Raw genomic sequence first — 21,257 nt, forward strand, 5'->3', positions numbered from 1 at the left:
TTTAGAGCGCCTCGGCGCCCGAAATAATTTCAATCAGCTCGTTGGTGATCACGGCCTGACGCGAGCGGTTGAACTCGATGGTCAGCTTGTCGATCATCTCGCCCGCGTTGCGGGTCGCGTTGTCCATCGCGCTCATCCGGGCACCCTGTTCGGAGGCCCCGTTTTCCAGCAGCGCTGCAAAGATCTGCGTTGCGACGCCGCGCGGCAGCAGGTCGGCCAGAATGGCCTCTTCGCTGGGCTCGTAGTCATAAACCGCAGAGCTGGTCGCAGCCGCGTCTTCCGTGGCATCGAACGACGCCGGGATCACCTGCTGGGCTGTCGGCACCTGGGTCACAACGTTCACGAACCGCGCATAAAAGAGCGTCGCAACGTCGAATTCCCCGGCATCAAAGCGGGCCAGAACGTCCTTGGCGATGTCCTGCGCATTGGCATAGCCAACACGTTTGACGTCGCTCAGATCCACGTGGCCGACAAAATATTCGCCAAGGTCGCGCTTCATCGCGTCCCGGCCTTTTTTGCCGACTGTCAGGATCTTGACAGTCTTACCCGCCGCCTTCAGCGCCTGGGCTTCCACCCGGGCCAGCTTGGCGATGTTGGAATTGAAGCCCCCGCAAAGCCCGCGTTCGGCGGTCAGCACGACCAGGAGATGAACCTGATCGCTACCGGTGCCGGCAAGCAGTTTGGGTGCAGAATCGCTGCCACCGACAGATGCGGCGAGCCCGGCCATAACGGCATTGAACCGTTCGGCATAGGGACGTGCATCTTCGGCGGCCTCTTGGGCGCGGCGCAGTTTTGCGGCCGCGACCATCTGCATGGCCTTGGTGATCTTGCGGGTCGATTTGACCGACGCGATCCTGTTTTTAAGGTCTTTAAGGTTAGGCAACGCCTGATCCCCCCTTAAGCGAAGTCAGCTGCGAACGCGTCCAGAGCTGCTTTGATCTTGTCGGCTGCATCACCCTTGATCTTCGGGTCATCGTTGGTGATCCAATCCAGCAGGTCCTGGTGCTTGCTGCGCAGATGCGCCAGCAGGCCAGCCTCGTAACGGCCGACTGCTTTCACGTCGACTTTGTCGAGGTAACCGTTGGTACCTGCAAAGATCACACAAACGATCTCGGCGTTGGTCAGCGGTGCGTACTGCGGCTGTTTCATCAGCTCGGTCAGGCGGGCACCACGGTTCAGCAGCTGCTGGGTCGCGGCGTCCAGATCGGAGCCGAACTGAGCAAAGGCTGCCATTTCGCGGTACTGAGCCAGTTCCAGCTTAACCGGACCAGCAACGGATTTCATTGCATTGGTCTGAGCCGAGGAACCCACACGCGACACCGACAGACCGGTGTTCACAGCAGGACGGATGCCCTGATAGAACAGTTCGGTTTCCAGGAAGATCTGACCGTCGGTGATGGAGATCACGTTGGTCGGAATAAACGCGGACACGTCGCCGCCCTGGGTTTCGATCACGGGCAGCGCGGTCAGCGAGCCGGCACCGAATTCTTCGTTCAGCTTCGCGGAACGCTCCAGCAGGCGGGAGTGCAGGTAGAAAACGTCACCAGGATAGGCTTCACGGCCCGGCGGACGACGCAGCAGCAGCGACATCTGGCGATAGGCCACGGCCTGCTTGGAGAGGTCATCATAAACGATCAGCGCGTGCTTGCCGCTGTCGCGGAAGTATTCGGCCATCGCGGTCGCGGCGTAAGGCGCCAGGAACTGCATCGGAGCCGGTTCGGACGCGGTTGCGGCAACCACGATCGAGTATTCCATCGCACCGGTTTCTTCCAGCTTCTTCACCAGCTGGGCCACGGTCGAGCGCTTCTGGCCGATCGCGACGTAAACACAGTACAGTTTCTTGGATTCATCATCACCAGCGGCGTCGTTGTAGACTTTCTGGTTCAGGATGGCGTCCAGCGCAACGGCGGTTTTACCGGTCTGACGGTCACCAATGATCAGCTCTCGCTGGCCACGGCCAATCGGGATCATCGCGTCAACCGATTTCAGGCCGGTTGCCATCGGCTCGTGAACCGATTTACGCGGGATGATGCCCGGTGCCTTCACGTCGGCAACCTTGCGTTCGGATGCGTTGATCGGACCCTTGCCGTCCAGCGGGTTGCCCAGACCGTCGACTACGCGGCCGAGGAGCTCGGGGCCAGCGGGAACGTCCACGATGGAGTTGGTGCGCTTGACGGTGTCACCTTCTTTGATGTCACGGTCGGAGCCGAAGATAACGATACCGACGTTGTCGGATTCGAGGTTCAGCGCCATGCCCATGATGCCGCCGGGGAATTCTACCATCTCGCCGGCCTGGACATTGTCGAGACCGTAGACGCGGGCAATACCGTCACCAACGGACAGCACGCGGCCAATTTCTGCCACCTCGGCTTCTTGACCAAAATTCTTGATCTGGTCTTTCAGGATCGCAGAAATTTCTGCTGCTTGGATACCCATTTATCCGACCTCTTTCATTGCGTTCTGTAGGGAGTTGAGCTTGGAGCGGATCGAGCTGTCGATCATCTTCGAGCCCACTTTAACGACAAGACCGCCAATGATGCTTTCATCGACGGTTGCATTGATCACGACCTTTTTCCCGGTGCGTTCGGCCAGTGTCTTGGCCAGCTTTTCGCTCTGGGTCTTGGTCAGCGCCTTTGCCGATGTGACATCGGCGGTAATCTCACCACGGGTTTCGGCCAGGCGTGCGCGCAGAGCCTCAAGCAGCGCAGGCACCACAAACAGGCGGCGCTTTTCGGCCATCAGCGACAGCGCATTTGCCAGAACCGGGGCCAGGCCCATTTTCTTGGCAATTGCGGTGATCGCAGCCCCCTGCTCCTGACGCGACACCAGGGGTGACGTGATCAGGTCGCGGAGATCTTCACTATCCGCCAGAGCGGCAGACAGGTCATTGATGCTGGTTTCAAGGCTATCAAGCGCCTTGCTCTCTTCGGCGATCTCAAAGATCGCGGTGGCATAGCGCGCGGCAATGCCTGCGGAGATCGAAGCTGGTTCGGACACGTCCACCCTTCCGATATTGGCCCCGGTTGGCTAACCCTTGCAGGTGGCGTCCGGGGGCGTGAGGTCTCCCCACAATCTGGTGGGGCGTCAAAATCAGCGTGGATGTAGCAGAGCGTTGGCAACCTATCAACTGCCTTGGACAGCGAGGTAAAAAAGGAAGTTTCAAGCGTTTTCAAGTGATTAGGCAATAACACTCGATGAAACGACAGAACATGCGTCAAAAAAACCGACTTTAGGCGTCAATTTTGCGATTCCAAATCAGCAAAAATCACGCCCTGAGGACAAAAAAACCTCCAAACCGTCGAAAACGAGCACTGAAAGCGCGATTTTGAACCATATGCGGGGAATCAAGCACCAGAGCACCCGAAGCCGCCTTCCGCAAGGTCACCCTGCGCCACCTGCCAAAGATTAAGAACCGCCTATTTCATAGCCTCTCATCGCGCCCCATTTTGCGCCACCTGTCCAGCCCGCAGACGTCGCGACGCCGCGTCGTTTGCAGGCGACCTGCCGTCACCCTCTGCATATGCCGCAAACGACATCGACGACCGCTCGGACGCATCCGCCCGCCCCTGAAATCGCCCCCGTCACGCCGGTTCGGGCATCGGATTGGACAACCCTTCCAGCACCCGGATCGGGTTGGGACGGCGCAGGCGGGTCATCTCGCCGCGCTGGACATGCACCTGCTTGCTGACCTCCACCAGAAACGCACCGCCCCCCAGCATCGCCGGAAGACGATCCCCCATCCGCTCAAACAAAGGCCCGGACTTCAGCCAGAAGCGGCGCTGACTGGGCGGCAGATAAAGCGCGGCTGAGTGCCGCTCGACGGTGAACTGATGCAGGCGCAGCTGATTTTCCACCTGGCTCAGCGTATAGGGGCGGCCAAAGCCAAACGGGGTCACATCCGAGCGCGCCCAGAGACCGGCACGGTTGGGCACCACAAAGACGGCGCGCCCCCCAGGTCCCAGCACCCGCCAGCATTCCTCCAGCAGATGCGACGGCCGGTCCGAGGTCTCCAGCCCGTGCAGCAGCACCAGCCGATCCACATGCCCGGTTTCAATCGGCCAGGAGGTCTCTTCGCAGAGCACCGAAACATTGGGCAGCCCGGCCGGCCATTGCATCACCCCCTGCGGCCCGGGCATCAGCGCAATCACCCGCCGCGCCTCTGCCAGATAGGGGCGCAGCAGCGGTGCCGCAAACCCAAACCCCGCGACCGTCAGCCCGGCCGCCTCGGGCCATAATTCCAGCAGCCGACCGCGGATCGACGCCTGCGCCGCCCGCCCCAGGGTGCTGCGATAGTAGAAATTCCTCAGATCCTGAACATCAACATGCATTGCGGGCGTCCGTTGCTTGGGCCAATCTGAGGCCAGTCGCCGTCAGTTTACCCATCGAGAAGCGAATGACCATGCCCCTTGAAATCGTCACCCTGCCCTGCCTGTCCGACAACTATGCCTTTTTGCTACACAATGCGGCCACCGGTCAGACCGCGCTGGTTGATGCGCCGGAAGCGGAGGCTATCAAGTCGGAGCTAGACAGGCGCGGCTGGGGGCTGGATCAGATCCTGCTGACTCACCACCACTGGGATCATATCGACGGAGTCGCCGACCTGCGTGCATCCTATGACTGCCAGATCGTCGGCGCGCGCGCCGATGCCCATCGCCTGCCGGATCTAGATCTGGCGGTGGCCGAGGGAGAGACCTTCAGCTGCCTCGGCGAGGAGGTCCATGTGCTGGATGTCTCCGGCCATACCCTCGGCCATATTGCCTTTCACCTCCCGGCGTCCTCAGCGGTTTTCACAGCCGACAGCCTGATGGCGCTGGGATGTGGCCGCCTGTTTGAAGGGACTGCCGACCAGATGTGGCAGAGCCTGCAGAAACTCGCCGCCCTGCCCCGCGACACCACGGTCTATTCCGGCCATGAATACACCCAGTCCAATGCCTGCTTCGCGCTCACCATCGACCCGGACAACCCGGCTCTGCAACAGCGCTGCGCGGCGATTGATGCGGACCGTGCAGAAGGGCGACCAACAGTCCCGTCACGCCTGCAGGAGGAGCTGGACACCAACCCGTTCCTGCGGGCCCATCTCGACAGCGTCAAGGATGCCCTTGGCATGGGAGGGGCGCCGGCGACCAAGGTCTTTGCTGAAATCCGGGCGCGAAAGGACAAGTTTTAGGCGCCCCGGCTGCCGTTTCACGGCACAGTCACGAGAAATGTGACAAGAAATTGCAAGAAAGAACTTGAAGCCGGGCACGTATCAACCAAACTCTAATACTATCAGGACATGGTTGGACTGTGGAAGGCTAGGCATCCGTCCCACAGCCTCAACGCCAACCCAAGACCAAGAGGAGCACGCCCGTGCCTTCATTCTCGAGCACTTTGGAACAGGCCATTCACGCCGCGCTTGCGCTGGCAAACGAACGGCGTCACGAATTCGCAACCCTGGAGCATCTGCTTCTGGCCCTGCTGGATGAGCCGGACGCGGCCCGCGTCATGCGCGCCTGCAGTGTCGACCTCACCGAATTGCGTGCAACCCTTGTCGAATTTGTCGATGAGGATCTCGCCAATCTGGTCACCGACATCGACGGCTCCGAAGCGGTGCCGACCGCTGCCTTCCAGCGCGTGATCCAGCGCGCCGCCATCCATGTTCAAAGCTCCGGCCGGACCGAGGTGACGGGCGCCAATGTGCTGGTCGCCATCTTCGCCGAGCGCGAGAGCGACGCGGCCTACTTCCTGCAGGATCAGGACATGACCCGCTATGACGCGGTGAATTTCATCGCCCATGGCGTGGCCAAGGATCCGGCCTTTGGTGAGTCCCGGCCCGTCACCGGCTCCCCCGAAGTCGAGGAAGAGCCCCAGCCCACCACCGAGGGCGACAAGAAAGAGAGCGCGCTGGCGAAATACTGCGTCGATCTCAATGAAAAATCGCGCGAGGGCGACATTGACCCGCTGATCGGGCGCAGCCACGAGGTTGAGCGCTGCATCCAGGTTCTGTGCCGCCGCCGCAAGAACAACCCGCTTCTGGTTGGCGATCCCGGCGTTGGCAAGACCGCCATCGCCGAAGGTCTGGCGCGCAAGATTGTCGCCGGTGAAACGCCCGAGGTTCTGTCGGAAACCACCATCTACTCGCTGGATATGGGCGCGCTGCTGGCGGGCACCCGCTACCGCGGCGATTTCGAGGAACGTCTGAAAGCCGTCGTTACCGAGCTGGAAGATCACCCCGATGCAGTTCTGTTCATTGACGAAATCCACACGGTGATCGGCGCAGGCGCCACCTCCGGCGGGGCTATGGACGCGTCCAACCTGCTGAAGCCCGCGCTTCAGGGCGGCAAGCTGCGCACCATGGGGTCCACCACTTACAAGGAATTCCGTCAGCATTTTGAAAAGGACCGCGCCCTGTCACGCCGGTTCCAGAAAATCGACGTGAATGAGCCTTCGGTTGAGGATTCCATTGAAATCCTGAAGGGCCTGAAACCCTATTTCGAGGACCATCACGGCATCCGCTTTACCAGCGATGCGATCAAATCTGCGGTGGAGCTCTCCGCCCGCTACATCAATGATCGCAAACTGCCGGACAAGGCGATTGACGTCATCGACGAGGCCGGTGCCGCACAGCATCTGGTGGTCGAAAGCAAACGCCGCAAGACCATCGGTGTGAAGGAGATCGAAGCGGTTGTCGCCAAGATCGCCCGCATCCCGCCCAAAAACGTCTCCAAGGACGACGCCGAGGTGCTGAAGGATCTGGAGCGCTCGCTGAAACGGGTGGTCTTTGGTCAGGACAACGCGATCGAGGCGCTGTCCAGCGCCATCAAACTGGCCCGTGCCGGTCTGCGCGAACCGGAAAAACCCATCGGCAACTATCTCTTTGCAGGCCCAACCGGCGTCGGCAAGACAGAGGTCGCCAAACAGCTCGCCGATACGCTGGGTGTGGAGCTTCTGCGGTTTGACATGTCCGAATACATGGAGAAACACGCGGTTTCCCGCCTGATCGGCGCGCCTCCGGGCTATGTCGGTTTTGATCAGGGCGGGCTGTTGACCGATGGTGTTGACCAGCATCCCCACTGCGTGCTGCTGCTGGATGAAATCGAGAAGGCGCACCCGGATGTGTTCAACATCCTGTTGCAGGTCATGGATAATGGCCAGCTGACCGATCACAACGGCCGCACCGTGAACTTCCGCAATGTCGTGCTGATCATGACCTCGAATGCCGGCGCATCCGAGCAGGCAAAGGCCGCCATCGGCTTTGGTCGTGACCGCCGCGAAGGCGAGGATACAGCCGCCATCGAACGCACGTTCACCCCGGAGTTCCGCAACCGTCTGGACGCGGTGATCTCCTTTGCACCGCTGCCCAAGGACGTCATCCTGCAGGTGGTCGAGAAATTTGTCCTGCAACTGGAAGCCCAGCTGATGGACCGCAATGTCTCGATCGAACTCACCCGCAAGGCGGCAGAATGGCTGGCTGACAAAGGCTACGACGACCGCATGGGCGCGCGTCCTCTGGGCCGTGTCATTCAGGAGCACATCAAGAAACCGCTGGCGGAAGAGCTGCTGTTTGGCAAACTCTCCAAGGGGGGCCTGGTCAAGGTCGGCATTAAGGATGGCAAACTGGATCTCAGGATCGAAGGCCCGGCCAAGCCTCGCATCTCGGGGGACAGGCCGCCGCTGCTTACGGCCGAGTAACAGCCAATGCGTCTTCTGCCCCTGGCATTTCTCTCCTCGCTCGCCGCGCCCGTCGCGGCGAGCGATCTCGTTCTGGACTGGCCGGTCGATTGCACCCTAGGCGACAGCTGCCAGATCCAGCAATATGTCGACCGCGCCATCGGACCGGCGACACAGGATTTCACCTGCAATACCCTCACCTATGACGGCCACAACGGTACGGATATCGCCCTGCCCTATCTCAGCGACATGGAGGCCGGCGTCACTGTCTTTGCCGCGGCGGATGGCACCGTGGTCGGCAGCCGCGACGGGATGGAGGACCGCTATTCCAGCGGGCCGGACGACCCCGCGATCGAGGGGCGGGAATGTGGAAACGGGGTTCTGCTGCGCCACGGCGGCGGCTGGGAAACTAAGTATTGCCACATGAAACGTGGGTCCATCCAGGTCAGCTCCGGCGACAGGGTCACGGCCGGCACACCGCTTGGGGAAATCGGCCTCTCCGGCAGCACCCAGTTTCCCCATCTGCATCTTTCCGTGAGCAAGGATGGTGTCACCATAGACCCCTTTGGCCCCCGGATGGACCAGGGCTGCGGTGCCGACATCGGCGCGCCGCTCTGGGCCGAGGAGATCACCTATCAGGCCGGCGGCTTTCTGGGCAGCGGCTTTGCCGACCATGTTCCGAAATATGCCACGGTCAAGGCCGGGATCGCCGATCAGTCGCCGCTGGCATCCGGCAGCGGCACAATCGTGTTCTGGGCCTATGCCTTCGGCGCCCGCAGCGGTGACCAGCTGGTGCTGCGTATCGACGGGCCGCAGGGCACCCTGCTGGAGCAGACCGAACCGCTGGAAAAAACCCAAGCGCAGCTGTACCGCGCCGCGGGCAAACGGATCCGTGGATCGGGGCTGCAACCCGGCCGCTACATCGCAACCGCGACACTGCTGCGCGACGGCCAGGTCGTAGATGATCAGCGCCAGGAAATGACGGTGAAATAGGGCTTCACCGACACGGCGGCGCCAAGCCCTCTTGGCCTTGCCGCTCTCAGCGGCTAATCTGCTGCCACGGTCGGCAGACACCGAGGCGTCGCTGCTCCCGCATGGGAGAGCTAAACCTGCCATATCACCGAACGGTTTCCATTGCAGATGGCGCCGCGTCGTCAGGACAGCGACCAACGACCCGCACAGGCGCCGATTGGATGCAATATGACCCGAAAACCGCTTCCCCTACAGGTGGATGACCTGTCCCATTTCTCCCGCGCCTTGTCCCGGCAACTGGGCGAGGCCAGCCCCTCGCATCTGACACTGATGAACATGCTCGCCCGCGCCGCCGGTTTTCAGAACCTGCAACACCAGCGCGCCATACAGGCAGCGGCCCGACGGCTGACGAAAACCACAATGGCGCCGGCGGCTGATCATCGGCTGATCGAGCGCACGCTGGGCCATTTCGATGATCACGGGCGGCTGCTGCGCTGGCCGTCAAAACGCGCCGTGCAGACGCTTGCGCTGTTTGGGCTCTGGTCGGTCTTTCCGGCCGACAGGGCGTTGCAGGAGGCGCAGGTGAATGCGCTGCTGATCGGCGAACATCGCTTCAGGGATCCCGCAACCCTGCGGCGCACCATGATTTCCTGTGGATTGCTGACCCGGCAACGCGATGGCAGCGACTACAGGCGTATCGAACAGGAGCCCACCGCCGAAGCCAAAGCACTGATTTCGCGACTAGCAGCCCGCCGCAAACAGCGCACCCAGGCAGCAGCGCAGATCACGCGCCGGTAGCACCGGCAATGGCACCTCAGCGCTCGGTGAATTTCAGCTCGATCCGGCGGTTCTGCGCCCGTGCGGCCGCAGTCGGGGCTGGATTCACCGGCTGATATTCACCAAATCCATTGGCAGACAGGCGCTCGGGCGGGATGCCCAGCGCCTGCACCATGTAGCGCACCACCGACAGCGCGCGGCCCTGGCTCAGCTCCCAGTTATCGGCAAATTTCGGGTGCACCCCCAACGGGGTGTCATCGGTGTGCCCGTCAACCCGGATGATCCAGTTGATTTCCGGCGGAATGGCCGCTGCCACGGTCTGCAGGATCCCTGCGACCTTGGCGATTTCAGCCCGCCCTTCCAGCGACAGATCGGCGCTTCCGGGGGCAAACAGCACTTCCGAGGCAAAGACAAAACGGTCGCCTTCGATCCGCACCCCTTCCTGATTACCCAGCACATCGCGCAGCCTGCCAAAGAACTCTGAACGATACTGCTCAAGATCCTGCGCCTTGGAGCTGAGCTGCTCTGCCTCAGCCTCCAGTCGCTTGCGCTCACTCTCTTCCAGCAGACGACGTCGGCGTTCCTCGGCGGCGGCCCGGGCCAGGGCAGCGTTCAGATCCTGACCAAGGTTCTGCATCTGCACCGACTGTGCTGCATCACGGGCTTTGTAATCGTCCAGCAGAGCCTGCAAACCGCCAAGCTGTTCGCGCAGGGCGGCGACCTGCTGGTTCAGCAGTGCGGTCTGACGCCGCGCCTCCTCGGATATGGCCTGCTCGGCGTTCAGGCTCTCGCGGGCCTGTGCCAGCAGGGCGGCACGCTGCTCTGCAAGGCTCGCCAGCTCGGCGCTTTCGGCGGCCTGATCCTTGCCGTCGCTCAGGGCCGCCAGCAATCGCTGCTGCAACAGATCCCGATCCGCAGCAGCTGCATTGGCCTGTTCCAATTTGCCCAGCGCCTCCAGCAAGCGCTGTTCCAATTCGGCCTGCGCCGCCGTGGTGGTTTCAAGATCCGATTGCGCGGTGTCACGGCTCTGCCGCAGCCGGTCCAGCTCTTCCTGCAATGCCGCCACCTCGCTGTCGGCGCGTGTCTGTGTGGCATCGAGCTGCGCCAAGACACGGGTCAGCCGCTCGGCCAGAACATCCCGGTCCGCGCTCGCTGCCTGTGCGCTGTCGAGCGCGTCCAGAACCTCGGCCAGCCGCGCATCCAGCTGGTCCTTGGCCGTTTCAGCAGCGGCAAGCAATGTCAGCGTATCCTCGGCGGCCTGCCGCTGCGCCTCAAGCGCGAGGGTCATGGCGGTCAGTTCGGCATCCGCATCTTGCAGCCGGTTGCGCAGCGCCTCGGCGGCAGCCGCTTCCGCAAGGCGCGCTGCCTCGGCAGAGGTGAGCTCCGTTTCCAGCTGCTGCGCCGCTGCCGTGGCATCCGCCGCCGTAGTCTCCAGATCGGCAACAAGTGCCTCCAGCGCCTCGCGTTTGGCCGCAGCCAGCCGGGCCGCCTCCGTCTGGGCGTCGATTTCACTGCGGCTGGCAGCCAGCGCCTGCGAGAGCGCGTCACGCTCGCCTTCCAGTTCAGACTGCGAGGCCTGCAAGGCCGCGCGCTGTGCGGTCAGATCACTGATCGTGGCATTGGCCTCCTCCTGGCGAAGCAACAGCTGCGCAACCTGCGCCTCAAAATCGCTGATCTCTCCGCGCGCCGCCGACAGCTCCGCCTCGGCAGCCTCAAGTGCGCCCTGCGTGGTGCCGAGCGTCGCCGACAAGGCGCCAAGACGGGCCTGCAACTGGCTGTTGGCCCGCTCCTCCAGCCCAAGCGCATCCGCCAGCGCCCCGACTTCCGCGGCCAGTTCATCCAACTGGCTTTCCTGCCCCGAAATCGTTTCGCGCAGGACAAATTGAACCACCATGAAGATGGTCAGAAGAAACATCAGGACCAGCAACAGACCCGTCATCGCATCCACGAACCCGGGCCAGATCGAGGCCTGAAAACGTTGTCCGGTGCGACGTGACAGGGCCATCGCTTAGTCCTCGGAGCCGCGTGCGGTGCGACCCAATCCACGCGGTCGGGCAAAGGCTTTGACCAGGAGGTCGATATCCTTGCGCAGCTCCGCCAGGCTCTCCTGACGGCCGGCGGAGATTTCTTCGAGGATGCGCAGCATCTGGACGTCGATAGAGCGCAGCCGCATCCGGCTTTCGGCATCCAGCCCGACATCGCCATGGGCGCGCATCAGTTCGGTCAGGGCCTCCTGCCCCACTGCGACCCGCTCCAGCGCCCGGGCCGTGCCTTCGGTTTGGTCCTGCCGCCGGTTCATATCTGTAATCGCATCCACCAGCTCGGACAGTTTCTGATCCACCCCGGCGCGGGCTTCGGAGGTTTGCACAAACATCGACTGCAACGCGTCCATCTGCTCGGTCATGCTGTCCAGCACACCTGCAAGTGCCGTGTTTTCACCGCCGCCTGTCTCCTCGCCTGAGGAAAAGCTGACGCGGGTAAAAGACGACAGCCATTCTTCAAGCTCACGGTAGAACCGGTTCTGACCATGGCCTGCGAACAGCTCAAGCAGCCCGACGATCAGCGATCCCGCCAACCCCAGCAAAGACGAGGCAAAGGCAACGCCCATGCCGCCCAGCTGCGCCTCAAGCCCGGTCATCAGCCGGTTGAACACTGCGATCCCTTCCTCGCCTTCCTGCGGGGCGAGGCTGCGGATGGTATCGACCACCGCTGGCACCGTGGTCGCAAGACCATAGAACGTCCCCAGAAGGCCAAGGAAAATCAGTAGGTTAACGATATAGCGTGTAATTTCACGCTCTTCGTCGATCCGGGTCGCAACGGAATCGAGGATAGAGCGGGTCGATGATGAGCCAAGCTGCATCCGCGCGCCCCGCGACCGCAACAGTGACGCCAGCGGTGCCAGCATCGACGGCGGGCGAACATCCTCTCTGGCGACCCCGGCAGCGAAAGCCTCAATCCAGCGCACCGACCCGATCAGTTGCAGCACCTGCCAGAAACAGGCCATCACGCCGAAAACAAACACCAGACCGATAAACCCGTTGAGCCAGGGGTTGGCTTCAAACACCGGCAAAACGCGCGGCAGCGCCACAAAGGCCCCGAACCCTGACAGCCCGAGAGCGATCAGCATCATGATAATCTGGCGTACCGGTTGGGAAAACTGCGGTCTGCTTTCGCGGTCTGGCTGCGCCATAGCTGTGGCTCCTGACACTTTTTTTGGTGCTCTTGCAGAACCGGAGCCTATAGGCAAATCCTCAAAAGAGCCAAGGCTTTATGACGCAAGATCCCGCACACGCGCCGCAAGCCAATCCAAATCAGCGTCGCGAAGCCCGATCTCCGCCAGATGCTCGGCCGTATTGAACAGATATTCGGTATTGGGGCCACGTCCCCCAACCGCTTCGGCAATGATCTGCGCCTGAGTTTCGAGGCTAATGCCGCCGCAATATTGGATATGATCGGGATCAATCACATAGGTCACGGCGGTAACTTCCCCGCCGCTGGCCAGCTGCACCGTCAGATCCTTCTCCACATAGGCCGAGGAAATCAGCTCCCGCGCCCGTAGTTCCAGCAAGGTCTGCTCTTCGTGGCCAGCCTCGACCGCCAGCGCGATTCCGGTACAGGCCGCCCCTTCGATGGCATCCAGCGCCAGCACAAGACCGGGTTTCTCCTCGCTGCCGCGATGATGGATCGACTTCATGCAGAAGGACCGCGCATAGCCCGGCAGGGTCGCAACTTCGCGGCGGGCCACCGGAAAACCCGGATTCCACAACAAAGATCCGTATCCAAATACCCACATGGTCATGACGCTGGCCCTTTTTTGATCGCGGTCTATAAACATCAAATCCCACGTCCAGAAAAGAGGCCGAATGATGATCCGTTGGACAAAAATGCTGCTCATTTCGGTCTCCGTCTGGAGCCTTTACTGGGCGGTTGCCGCCTGGGGCCTGCGTCAGGGGCTGGATGGCTGGTTTGCCGAGCAGCAGCGGCAGGGTTGGCAGGCCGATTATGCCACGCTGCGCACCTCCGGCTATCCACTCTATCACCATCACCGGATCACCACCCCGGCCCTCGCCGATCCGGGCACCGGCACCGCATGGCGTGCCGATTGGCTCGACATCCGCAGCCTTGCACTCTGGCCCGGCACCGTGACGCTTCTGCTGCCGCCAACACCACAACGGTTCTCCTATTTCGACAGCACCGCGATCCTGCACGCCGAGGGGCTGCGGGCCGAGCTGCAACTGGCACCGGGATCCGCGCTGGACCTGGAACAGCTGCACATGATGGCCAGAAACTGGACGGTACAGAGCAATGGCAAACCCGAGCTGAGCGGTCAGGCGGTCCTGTTGGAGATGACGCGGACCGATGCGCAGAACCACTACCAGATCCACGCCGATGCGCAGGGTGTGTCCCCTCACCCGCTGTTGCGCCAGCGGTTAGCGGCGACTGAGGGGCTTCCCGAGCGGCTGGAGACGGTCACGCTCGACATGAATGTGGGGTTCGACACCAGCTGGAACCGCAGCGCGATTGAGCTGCGCCGCCCGCAGCCGCGCCAGATATCGCTGCATCTGGCCGAGGCCCGCTGGGGCCCGATGCACATCAAGGCGACAGGCGAGCTGCGTCTGGATGAGACCGGCCTGCCAGAGGGCGATCTCGCGCTTCAGGTTGAAAACTGGCAGGACATCCTGCAAATGGCCGAAGCCTCAGGCAGCCTGCACCCGACTGCGCGCTCCGGGATTGAGCGGGTTTTGCGGGTCTTTGCCGGGCTTGGCGGCAACCATCGCGACCTTGATCTGCCGCTGACTTTGCGTTCCGGCTATGTCACGCTCGGTCCGCTGCCGATCGGTCCAGCGCCCCGTCTGATCCTGCGCTAGCGGCAATAAGGACCACCGCGATGGCGGGCGACGTCCAGATGGAAATGATCCAGATGGTACCGGTCCGAAAGCGGCCCCAGCACGGTGCCAAACGGGCCACAGGCACCTTTCCACATTTTCCGCAGCCCCTTGCGCGTGGCGCGCGCGGTCCAGCCCTTCAGCACCGTGATCACCTTGCCGCTCTCCAGAACGAAGCCCGAGATATCAATCGCCTTGGCCCGACCATGTTCTGAGATCTTTGCGCCCGGCCGGTTGTTCCGGGTGCGGCAGGAATAATGCGCCGCCACCCTCAGGGCCACCACCTTGTCACTCCGGCCAAAGGCCTTGACCACATCCCGCTCCACCCATTTCTTGAGCGCGCGGGCGGTGTCGCAGGTCATCACCGACTGCTGGCTGAGCGTCACCCCGGCAACCGAGCGCACCCGCACCGCGTTCTTTGCGCCGCAGCCGTTCAGACGCCCCGGTACGGCACCCACCTCTGCTCCCTGAATGTCGATATCACCGCAGACCGAGGTCTTGCGGCGTTTGCGTTTGCCGAACAGGATTTTCTCCGCCAGATCGCCGGGCCGCAGATGTGGACGCAGAGAGGCCTCTGGACCGGTCGGCATCATCGGCAGGCGCAGCGCAGCCATGGCGACGGCCTGTTCAGACGGCGGTCGCCCTTGCGGGCGCAGATCCGATGAAACGGTGACCGCAGCAGCGGCGGGCGTCGGCGTCAAAGCGGCGACAGCCGCCGGATCCGGGCGCGCATTGGGCCGCAGCGAGCGGTCAGGCGCATTGGCCGCAGTGGCCCCGGCGCTGACGGCGATCATGACGATCAGCCCGGCTGCCGTCACAACCGCTTGCGCCCCCGACCGCCAGCCGCGCCTCATGACTTGGTCTCGCGGCCGAAGTTCGGCGCCGCCGTGTCCTGCCCGGCCTCGATAATGCCCCGGCGGATGGCCCGGGTGCGGGTGAAATACTGGTGCAGATGCTCCCCATCCCCGGTGCGGATGGCCCGTTGTAGGGCAAACAGCTCCTCGGTGAAACGTCCCAGAATTTCCAGCGTCGCATCCTTGTTGGTCAGGAATACATCCCGCCACATCGTCGGATCGGAGGCGGCAATTCGGGTGAAGTCACGAAATCCCGCAGCCGAGTATTTGATCACCTCGCTGTCGGTCACCCGGCGCAGGTCATCAGCCACGCCAACCATCGTATAGGCAATCAGATGCGGCGCATGCGAGGTCACCGCCAGAACCAGATCATGGTGATCCGCGTCCATCTCATCGACGTTGGAGCCCATCCCCTCCCAGAGCCGGCGCAACCGGTCCACCGGGGCGCGCTCGCAGCCCTCTACCGGCACCAGCAGGCACCAGCGGTTGTCATAAAGCTCGGCAAACCCGGCCTCGGGCCCGGAATGTTCGGTGCCCGCCAATGGGTGGGCCGGCACGAAATGCACCCCGTCGGGGATATGCGGCAACACCGCGTCGATCACATGGCGTTTGACCGACCCCACGTCGGAAACCGTGGCACCGGGTTTCAGCACCGGCGCAATGTCCGCCATCACAGCATCCATCGCCCCCACAGGCACACAGAGCACGACCAGATCAGCGTCCCGCGCCGCCTCCGCAGCCGTCTCGCAGACACGATCACACAGGTTGATCCGGCGCGCGGTGTCGCGGGTCTGTGCGCTGCGGGCATAGCCGGTGATCTCGCCTGCCAGCCCGCCACGGCGAATGGCATGTGCCATGGAGGAGGCGATCAGGCCAAGACCAATCAGCGCGATGCGGTTGTAGATCGGCGCGCTCATGCCGCGCCATCCTTGAACGCCTTCACAGCCGCAGCCAGTTGCTTGCATGCGGTCTCATCACCCACGGTGATCCGCAGCGCTGCGGGCAGCTTGTATCCGCTCACCCGGCGCACGATCAGCCCGCGCGACTGAAGGAAGGCATCGCAGGCGCCCGCTTCTTCCGGGCTGGCAAAGCGCGCCAGAATGAAATTCGCACAGGAGGTGTCTGAGGGCACACCCAACTCTGCCAGCGCCTCGGCCAGCCAGCCGCGCCACCTGGCGTTTTCCTGACGGCAATGTTCGGTATACTCCGTATCCCGCACCGCTGCCTCCGCCCCAGCAAGAGCGGTGGACGACAGATTGAACGGACCGCGCACCCGGTTCAGCACGTCAATGATGACTTTCGGCGCATAGCCCCAACCGACCCGAGCGCCACCCAGCCCGTAGATCTTGGAGAAGGTGCGCGTCATCACCACATTGTCGCGGCTGGCCACCAGCTCAGCCCCAGCGTCATAATCTTCGACATATTCCGCATAGGCGCCATCCAGCACCAGCAGTGCCCCCCGTGGCAGACCATCGGCGAGCCGGGCCAGATCAGCGGTGCCGATCATCGTGCCGGTGGGATTGTTGGGATTGGCGATGAACACCAGCCGCGTGCGCTCGCTGCATCCGGCCAGCAGCGCATCGACATCGGTGACGCGTTCGCGTTCCGCCACCTCGACCGGGGTCGCCCCGGCCGCCAGGGCGCTGATGCGATACATGGCAAAGCCATGCTCGGTGAACAGAACCTCATCCCCCGGCCCCGCATAGGCCTGACAGAGAAAGGTGATAATCTCGTCACTGCCCGCCCCGCAGATGATCTGCTCCGCCGGCAGGCCGTAGACCTCGCCAATCGCCTGACGCAGGGCGCTGTGATCGGAACTCGGATACCGGTGCATCTGAGAGACCGCCGCCTGCATTGCCTCAATGGCTTTCGGGCTTGGCCCCAATGGGTTTTCATTGGAGGAGAGCTTGGTCACATTGCTCACCCCTTTCACATGGGCAGCCCCGCCCTCATAAAGGGCGATGTCCAATATGCCAGGCTGCGGCGCGATGTGGGTCATGGTAGATGCTCCTTGATGCCGCCTCGTAATAACCGCCTTGGCAGCAATGGGAAAGCGGCAAGACGCCTCTTGCCGGATTGCAATGTCCCGGTCTTGTCCGTTGGCTGCACTGAGTGATTGAACTCCGCCATGCCCGCCGCCATGATGGTGCCATGACCCATAAGCTGGATAACATCGACCTGGCCCTGCTGCGCGCCCTGCAGCGTGACGCCAGCCTCTCGCAGCGCGATCTGGCAGAGCAGGTCGGCCTGTCGCAGAACGCCTGCTGGCGACGCCTGAAAACCCTGAGCGAAAGCGGCCTGATGCAGGGCACCACCGCCCGTCTGGACCGCAAGCAGCTGGGGCTGGATCTGGTGGTCTTTGTGATGCTGCGCACACGTCACCATTCGGCGGAATGGTTGCAGACCTTTCGCCGCCATGTACTGACCATCCCCGAGGTGGTCGATTTCCACCGCATCGGCGGCGATTACGATTACCAGCTGAAGGTCGTGACCGAGGATATGGCCAGTTACGACAAGGTCTACCAGCGCCTGATCGAAGGTGTCGAGCTGGACAGCGTCACGTCGTATTTCGCCATGGAAGCCATCGCCGAAGGACGCCCGCTGCCGCTATAGCCGCAGGCGCCCGCAACCGGTCACCGCCAATCCGCAGTCCTGTCAGCGGCCAAAAGCCTTGTTCGGCATCCAGGTGACACGGCTGCCCTGCGGCCCCATGCGCATATGCAGGCAGGAGGTATTCAGCCGCTGAAAATACAGCACATGGATCGGATACCAGCCGGCCTGCGGCACCTCCACCTGCTGGGCAAAGGTCTCCTGACAGGTCTGCCGACCATCAAATTTGCCGACCACCTTGCCGCCGATCGTCGCCCGGATGCCATCATTGGTGAGGAAATCAATCGTATAGATGCCCGGCGCATCAAAACGCACATAGCCACGGATGTCAGCCGCGACATGCTCCGAGCGTTTGGAGGTGAGGGCATTCTGCCCGATACTGGTGTCGCGATAATCAAGCCCCTTGAGCGGCGGTCCGACCTCGGCTCCGGCCTCCAGCGCCTTGGCAGCGGCGCGCAGCGTCTTGACGTCGTCGGGATAGGCATAGCGCACCGACAGACCCGGCTTCAGCCCCGTCGGTTGCGGGTTTGCCGGGGTCAGGCGCAGGGGCGCCGCCCATGAGAGTGTTGCTGTGAGTGTTGCGGTGACAGCTGCCATCGCAGCCATCCCCAGAATACGGGTCATTTTCATCGTCTACCTTCCTGTTCATCACCTCTGAGCGGGCGTCTGCAAAAAGGATAGGTCCGCAAAGGGGCAGCTGGCAATCGCAAATGGCGGCAGCGGCGGGTGGCACCTGTCACCCCAGGCGATCACCAGTGACACTCCGCTGCGGTGGCAAATGAAAAAGGGGCCGCCAGATGGCAGCCCCTTTCTGTCGTGTCCGGTTCGGACAGGACTTAGTTCTTGGCGTAGAATTCGACGACCAGGTTCGGTTCCATCACAACCGGGTACGGCACGTCGGACAGGCCCGGTGCGCGCACGAAAGTGGCGGTCATCTTGGAGTGGTCGGCTTCGACGTAGTCAGGAACGTCACGCTCTGCCAGCTGAACAGCTTCCAGCAGTGCGGTCATTTGCTTGGACTTCTCGCGAACCTCGATCACATCGCCTTCCTTCACGCGGTAGGAGGGGATGTTCACGCGCTTGCCGTTGACCAGAACGTGACCGTGGTTCACGAACTGACGGGCCGCAAAAACGGTTGCAACGAATTTGGCACGGTACACAACCGCGTCCAGGCGGCGCTCCAGCAGACCAATGAGGTTTTCACCGGTGTCGCCTTTAACACGCTCAGCTTCGGCGTAGATGCGACGGAACTGCTTCTCGGTCAGGTCGCCGTAGTAGCCCTTGAGCTTCTGCTTGGCGCGCAGCTGGATACCGAAATCGGACAGTTTGCCCTTGCGGCGCTGGCCGTGCTGGCCGGGGCCGTATTCACGACGGTTCACCGGGGACTTCGGACGGCCCCAGATGTTTTCGCCCATACGGCGGTCAATTTTGTACTTGGCAGACGTGCGTTTGGTCACGGCTGATCTCCTTCAGTTTTGGTCGCACCCCAAAGGGCTGCATCGAAGGGCGTTGTCCTCTTGCTCCGTGTCGCGAAGGACCGGATGATCCTTGCGCTCTTCGGGCATGACAGGCATTCCCTTGCGGGAGCCGCCAACACCAATGAAGCCGCGTGTATAGACGAGGGCGAGAGAGAGTCAACCAGCTTTTCCGCCCCTATCACGCCTTGCCAAAGGCAGAGGGAAAAACGGCTCCGCCAGCGGCGCAGTCGCACGGTCTCAGCGCGCGGCCGACAAGCGGTCAGGCTGCTGCATGTCGCAGGATTGCCGCCTCCGGCTGGCTGAGATTGCGGCGCGCGAATTCGCCATAGCGCATCGCATCGACTTCCAGATCCGGCAGCTGCTGCAACAGCCGGGCGCGATCCTCATCGCGCAGCGCGCTCAGCGCCGCCTGGGCGGGGTGAAAGCTCTCCGTCTCGACCCCATTGGCCCACAGCACCTGATGCTCCGCCAACAAGACATGAATATAGGTGACCTCGCGCAGCTGCGTATCGACCGTAATCTCGCGACCATTGATCAGATCGCGCGCCGCAACCAGCACCTCGGGCGTGTTGAACAGGCTTTGCACATGCGGCCCCCGCAGCAGCATGCGATGGCTCGGCGAGACCAGCAGATCCGCATCGGGCCGCTCGATGCCAAGCGCCCCTCCCCTGATCCGCACCGGGCGCAGCTCGGGCGCGACGAACAGACGTGCGCCGGTCATCCGCCGCGCGCCAATCCACTGGATCTGCTGGGCGCCGCTGTCGCGGGTCTGGATCCAGTCGCCTTCCCGCAGCTGTTCAACCGGTACCGCCCCTGCAGGGGTGCGCAGCATGGTTCCGGGGGTAAAACAGATCACGCCGGTATGCGACCGCACATCGCGTCGGTCGCCTGTGTCCAGCCGCACATCGACGACCCACAGATCCCTGTCGTTCGGAGGTTGAGAATCGACAAACATCAACAGCGGCCGCTGCACGGGCCCGACATCAATCAGCGTCACCGTGTAATTGCGCCGCCCGTCGGTCACCACGAAATAACGATCCCGCAGCACCGTCTCCGGGCGGTCCTCCTCCGGCCGGGCAGCCGGGCGGTCCCGCCCCTGCGGTCCGGGTTCGATCGCGAGCCCGACCAACCGGCGCACGGACCGCGCCGCATTGCGCCGCAGATCCCGCTCCGCATCGCCAGGTTCCAGCTCCAGGAGATTGCCAGGCCCGTCGACCCGCAGCGGCGCCCCGCGCCAGCGCCAGCTTGCCCCGGCGGCCAATGCCGACACCGGCGCCCCCGGCAGACCATCCACTTCGGTCTGCCCCCACGAAATGACGTAGGTGCCTCGAAAGCCTGTTTGCATATGCTCGACTGCCTGTCTCTGGCGGTATTGTTGTTAAACCAACGTTAACAGAAACCGCCCGCCCACAAAAGCCACATCACCAGAACGGTTCACAGGCCCTCATCCTTTATGGTCAAAGAAATGCAGCCGACGATTTCAAGACAGCTCATACGAGGAAGGACGAAAGGGATGGTGGTTGTCGGCTGGCAGGACTGGGAGCGACAAGGGCTGGAGCATTGCGTCTGCCGTGAGACCCCGCAAGCGTTCTCAACAGACTGGCCTTGGCGAGCGCTTCGCCCAAAAAATCGTTTTCCAGCGTCAACTGGCCTATCTTCGCGTGCAACGATTTGACATCGATCTCGGTCTCCTTCGACGCCTTCGGCTTGTCGTTAAAAACGTCTGTCACGCGGCCTAGGAGCTGGTCTTTCCATTGCTCGACCTGGTTCGGATGAACGTCAAACTGCGTCGCCAATTCGCTCATCGTTTTGTCGCCCTTCAAAGCTGACAATGCGACTTTCGCCTTGAATGCAGGGCTGTGGTTCCGTCTGGGTCGTCTGGCCATCGTCGCTCCTTCGTCCCGGCACGCTGCCGGATCAGGAGCGGGAAATCCACCTAACTCAACTGTCCATATTTCTCGGGCCAAATCTGTGTTTCCACACATCCAGTGCTACGAACGCCAGAAGCGCCCCTTGGGGCGCCATGTTGT

General features: G+C 62.5%; 19 protein-coding genes and 1 pseudogene. 6 read left to right on the forward strand and 14 right to left on the reverse strand.

Annotation, left to right across the window (positions count from 1 at the left end):
- Window position 1: 1 nt before the first annotated feature.
- The 4 genes from VWY34_RS18005 to VWY34_RS18020 form a co-directional block, all read right to left on the reverse strand.
- Window positions 2-883, reverse strand: a complete 882-nt coding sequence (locus tag VWY34_RS18005) for a F0F1 ATP synthase subunit gamma (RefSeq protein ID WP_340546253.1) — start codon at window positions 881-883, stop codon at window positions 2-4.
- Window positions 884-897: 14 nt separating this feature from the next.
- Window positions 898-2,436 (reverse strand): F0F1 ATP synthase subunit alpha, encoded by a 1,539-nt coding sequence (atpA, locus tag VWY34_RS18010; protein ID WP_416544199.1) that lies wholly within the window; start codon window positions 2,434-2,436, stop codon window positions 898-900.
- Window positions 2,437-2,997 (reverse strand): F0F1 ATP synthase subunit delta, encoded by a 561-nt coding sequence (locus tag VWY34_RS18015; protein ID WP_340546255.1) that lies wholly within the window; start codon window positions 2,995-2,997, stop codon window positions 2,437-2,439.
- Window positions 2,998-3,581: 584 nt separating this feature from the next.
- Window positions 3,582-4,328 carry a class I SAM-dependent methyltransferase gene (locus tag VWY34_RS18020; RefSeq protein WP_340546256.1) on the reverse strand — a complete coding sequence of 249 codons (747 nt, stop codon included), beginning with the start codon at window positions 4,326-4,328 and terminating at the stop codon, window positions 3,582-3,584.
- 65 nt (window positions 4,329-4,393) lie between these two features.
- Here VWY34_RS18020 and gloB point away from each other — a divergent pair, with 65 nt between their 5' ends.
- From gloB to VWY34_RS18040, 4 genes are all read left to right on the forward strand, one after another.
- Window positions 4,394-5,167, forward strand: coding sequence for a hydroxyacylglutathione hydrolase (gene gloB / locus VWY34_RS18025; RefSeq protein ID WP_416544200.1), 774 nt, complete (start codon window positions 4,394-4,396; stop codon window positions 5,165-5,167).
- A 182-nt stretch (window positions 5,168-5,349) separates the two neighbouring features.
- Window positions 5,350-7,671 carry an ATP-dependent Clp protease ATP-binding subunit ClpA gene (gene clpA, locus VWY34_RS18030; protein ID WP_340546258.1) on the forward strand — a complete coding sequence of 774 codons (2,322 nt, stop codon included), beginning with the start codon at window positions 5,350-5,352 and terminating at the stop codon, window positions 7,669-7,671.
- Between the two features lie 6 nt (window positions 7,672-7,677).
- Window positions 7,678-8,643, forward strand: a complete 966-nt coding sequence (locus tag VWY34_RS18035; protein ID WP_416544201.1) for a M23 family metallopeptidase — start codon at window positions 7,678-7,680, stop codon at window positions 8,641-8,643.
- Window positions 8,644-8,850: 207 nt separating this feature from the next.
- Complete coding sequence (locus VWY34_RS18040) at window positions 8,851-9,420, forward strand: DUF2087 domain-containing protein (protein ID WP_416541874.1); 570 nt, start codon at window positions 8,851-8,853, stop codon at window positions 9,418-9,420.
- A gap of 16 nt (window positions 9,421-9,436) precedes the next feature.
- Here the strand turns inward: VWY34_RS18040 and VWY34_RS18045 are convergent, their stop codons facing one another.
- The 3 genes from VWY34_RS18045 to VWY34_RS18055 all read right to left on the reverse strand — a co-directional run bounded on the left by VWY34_RS18045 (window position 9,437) and on the right by VWY34_RS18055 (window position 13,198).
- The gene (locus VWY34_RS18045; protein WP_340546261.1) at window positions 9,437-11,404 is read right to left on the reverse strand and encodes a peptidoglycan -binding protein; all 1,968 of its coding nucleotides are present in this window, start codon (window positions 11,402-11,404) and stop codon (window positions 9,437-9,439) included.
- Window positions 11,405-11,407: 3 nt separating this feature from the next.
- Window positions 11,408-12,589 carry a biopolymer transporter ExbB gene (locus VWY34_RS18050; RefSeq protein WP_340546262.1) on the reverse strand — a complete coding sequence of 394 codons (1,182 nt, stop codon included), beginning with the start codon at window positions 12,587-12,589 and terminating at the stop codon, window positions 11,408-11,410.
- A 78-nt stretch (window positions 12,590-12,667) separates the two neighbouring features.
- Window positions 12,668-13,198 (reverse strand): gamma-glutamylcyclotransferase, encoded by a 531-nt coding sequence (locus VWY34_RS18055; protein WP_340546263.1) that lies wholly within the window; start codon window positions 13,196-13,198, stop codon window positions 12,668-12,670.
- Between the two features lie 67 nt (window positions 13,199-13,265).
- On the opposite strand from VWY34_RS18055, the gene VWY34_RS18060 reads away from it, so the two are divergent.
- A complete protein-coding gene (locus tag VWY34_RS18060) occupies window positions 13,266-14,267 on the forward strand; it encodes a DUF2125 domain-containing protein (RefSeq protein ID WP_416544202.1) in 1,002 nt (333 codons plus the stop codon).
- Here the strand turns inward: VWY34_RS18060 and VWY34_RS18065 are convergent.
- Genes VWY34_RS18065 through hisC form a run of 3 tightly spaced genes read right to left on the reverse strand, consistent with a single transcriptional unit; the run spans window position 14,264 to window position 17,138 of the window.
- A complete protein-coding gene (locus VWY34_RS18065; RefSeq protein WP_416544203.1) occupies window positions 14,264-15,139 on the reverse strand; it encodes an extensin family protein in 876 nt (291 codons plus the stop codon). The two genes, VWY34_RS18060 and VWY34_RS18065, sit on opposite strands and share 4 nt — an antisense overlap.
- On the reverse strand, window positions 15,136-16,056 hold the full coding sequence (locus VWY34_RS18070; RefSeq protein ID WP_416544204.1) for a prephenate/arogenate dehydrogenase family protein: 921 nt from the start codon (window positions 16,054-16,056) through the stop codon (window positions 15,136-15,138). The genes VWY34_RS18065 and VWY34_RS18070 overlap by 4 nt, the downstream gene beginning before the upstream one ends.
- Complete coding sequence (hisC, locus tag VWY34_RS18075) at window positions 16,053-17,138, reverse strand: histidinol-phosphate transaminase (protein WP_416544205.1); 1,086 nt, start codon at window positions 17,136-17,138, stop codon at window positions 16,053-16,055. The genes VWY34_RS18070 and hisC overlap by 4 nt, the downstream gene beginning before the upstream one ends.
- Before the next feature lie 152 nt (window positions 17,139-17,290).
- Here hisC and VWY34_RS18080 point away from each other — a divergent pair, with 152 nt between their 5' ends.
- Complete coding sequence (locus tag VWY34_RS18080; protein ID WP_340546268.1) at window positions 17,291-17,752, forward strand: Lrp/AsnC family transcriptional regulator; 462 nt, start codon at window positions 17,291-17,293, stop codon at window positions 17,750-17,752.
- Between the two features lie 42 nt (window positions 17,753-17,794).
- Here the strand turns inward: VWY34_RS18080 and VWY34_RS18085 are convergent, their stop codons facing one another.
- The 4 genes and pseudogenes from VWY34_RS18085 to VWY34_RS18100 form a co-directional block, all read right to left on the reverse strand.
- The gene (locus VWY34_RS18085; RefSeq protein ID WP_416539151.1) at window positions 17,795-18,379 is read right to left on the reverse strand and encodes a PA14 domain-containing protein; all 585 of its coding nucleotides are present in this window, start codon (window positions 18,377-18,379) and stop codon (window positions 17,795-17,797) included.
- Between the two features lie 206 nt (window positions 18,380-18,585).
- On the reverse strand, window positions 18,586-19,206 hold the full coding sequence (gene rpsD, locus VWY34_RS18090) for a 30S ribosomal protein S4 (RefSeq protein ID WP_072505221.1): 621 nt from the start codon (window positions 19,204-19,206) through the stop codon (window positions 18,586-18,588).
- Window positions 19,207-19,486: 280 nt separating this feature from the next.
- On the reverse strand, window positions 19,487-20,572 hold the full coding sequence (locus tag VWY34_RS18095) for a Hint domain-containing protein (RefSeq protein WP_416544206.1): 1,086 nt from the start codon (window positions 20,570-20,572) through the stop codon (window positions 19,487-19,489).
- Between the two features lie 280 nt (window positions 20,573-20,852).
- Window positions 20,853-21,113 (reverse strand): annotated as a pseudogene (locus VWY34_RS18100) (transposase); the annotation flags it as partial.
- Between the last annotated feature and the right edge of the window lie 144 nt (window positions 21,114-21,257).

The organism is Phaeobacter sp. JH20_02 (assembly GCF_048056915.1).
Classification (GTDB): Bacteria; Pseudomonadota; Alphaproteobacteria; order Rhodobacterales; family Rhodobacteraceae; genus Phaeobacter; species Phaeobacter bryozoorum.

Excerpts from the sequence above, each read along its gene's own strand:
- atpA (WP_416544199.1), bottom strand. The coding sequence starts at position 2,436 with ATGGGTATCCAAGCAGCAGAAATTTCTGCGATCCTGAAAGACCAGATC.
- VWY34_RS18020 (WP_340546256.1), bottom strand. The coding sequence starts at position 4,328 with ATGCATGTTGATGTTCAGGATCTGAGGAATTTCTACTATCGCAGCACC.
- gloB (WP_416544200.1), top strand. The coding sequence starts at position 4,394 with ATGACCATGCCCCTTGAAATCGTCACCCTGCCCTGCCTGTCCGACAAC.
- VWY34_RS18035 (WP_416544201.1), top strand. The coding sequence starts at position 7,678 with ATGCGTCTTCTGCCCCTGGCATTTCTCTCCTCGCTCGCCGCGCCCGTC.
- VWY34_RS18040 (WP_416541874.1), top strand. The coding sequence starts at position 8,851 with ATGACCCGAAAACCGCTTCCCCTACAGGTGGATGACCTGTCCCATTTC.
- VWY34_RS18045 (WP_340546261.1), bottom strand. The coding sequence starts at position 11,404 with ATGGCCCTGTCACGTCGCACCGGACAACGTTTTCAGGCCTCGATCTGG.
- VWY34_RS18050 (WP_340546262.1), bottom strand. The coding sequence starts at position 12,589 with ATGGCGCAGCCAGACCGCGAAAGCAGACCGCAGTTTTCCCAACCGGTA.
- VWY34_RS18055 (WP_340546263.1), bottom strand. The coding sequence starts at position 13,198 with ATGACCATGTGGGTATTTGGATACGGATCTTTGTTGTGGAATCCGGGT.
- VWY34_RS18060 (WP_416544202.1), top strand. The coding sequence starts at position 13,266 with ATGATCCGTTGGACAAAAATGCTGCTCATTTCGGTCTCCGTCTGGAGC.
- VWY34_RS18065 (WP_416544203.1), bottom strand. The coding sequence starts at position 15,139 with ATGAGGCGCGGCTGGCGGTCGGGGGCGCAAGCGGTTGTGACGGCAGCC.
- VWY34_RS18070 (WP_416544204.1), bottom strand. The coding sequence starts at position 16,056 with ATGAGCGCGCCGATCTACAACCGCATCGCGCTGATTGGTCTTGGCCTG.
- hisC (WP_416544205.1), bottom strand. The coding sequence starts at position 17,138 with ATGACCCACATCGCGCCGCAGCCTGGCATATTGGACATCGCCCTTTAT.
- VWY34_RS18080 (WP_340546268.1), top strand. The coding sequence starts at position 17,291 with ATGACCCATAAGCTGGATAACATCGACCTGGCCCTGCTGCGCGCCCTG.
- VWY34_RS18085 (WP_416539151.1), bottom strand. The coding sequence starts at position 18,379 with ATGAAAATGACCCGTATTCTGGGGATGGCTGCGATGGCAGCTGTCACC.
- VWY34_RS18095 (WP_416544206.1), bottom strand. The coding sequence starts at position 20,572 with ATGCAAACAGGCTTTCGAGGCACCTACGTCATTTCGTGGGGGCAGACC.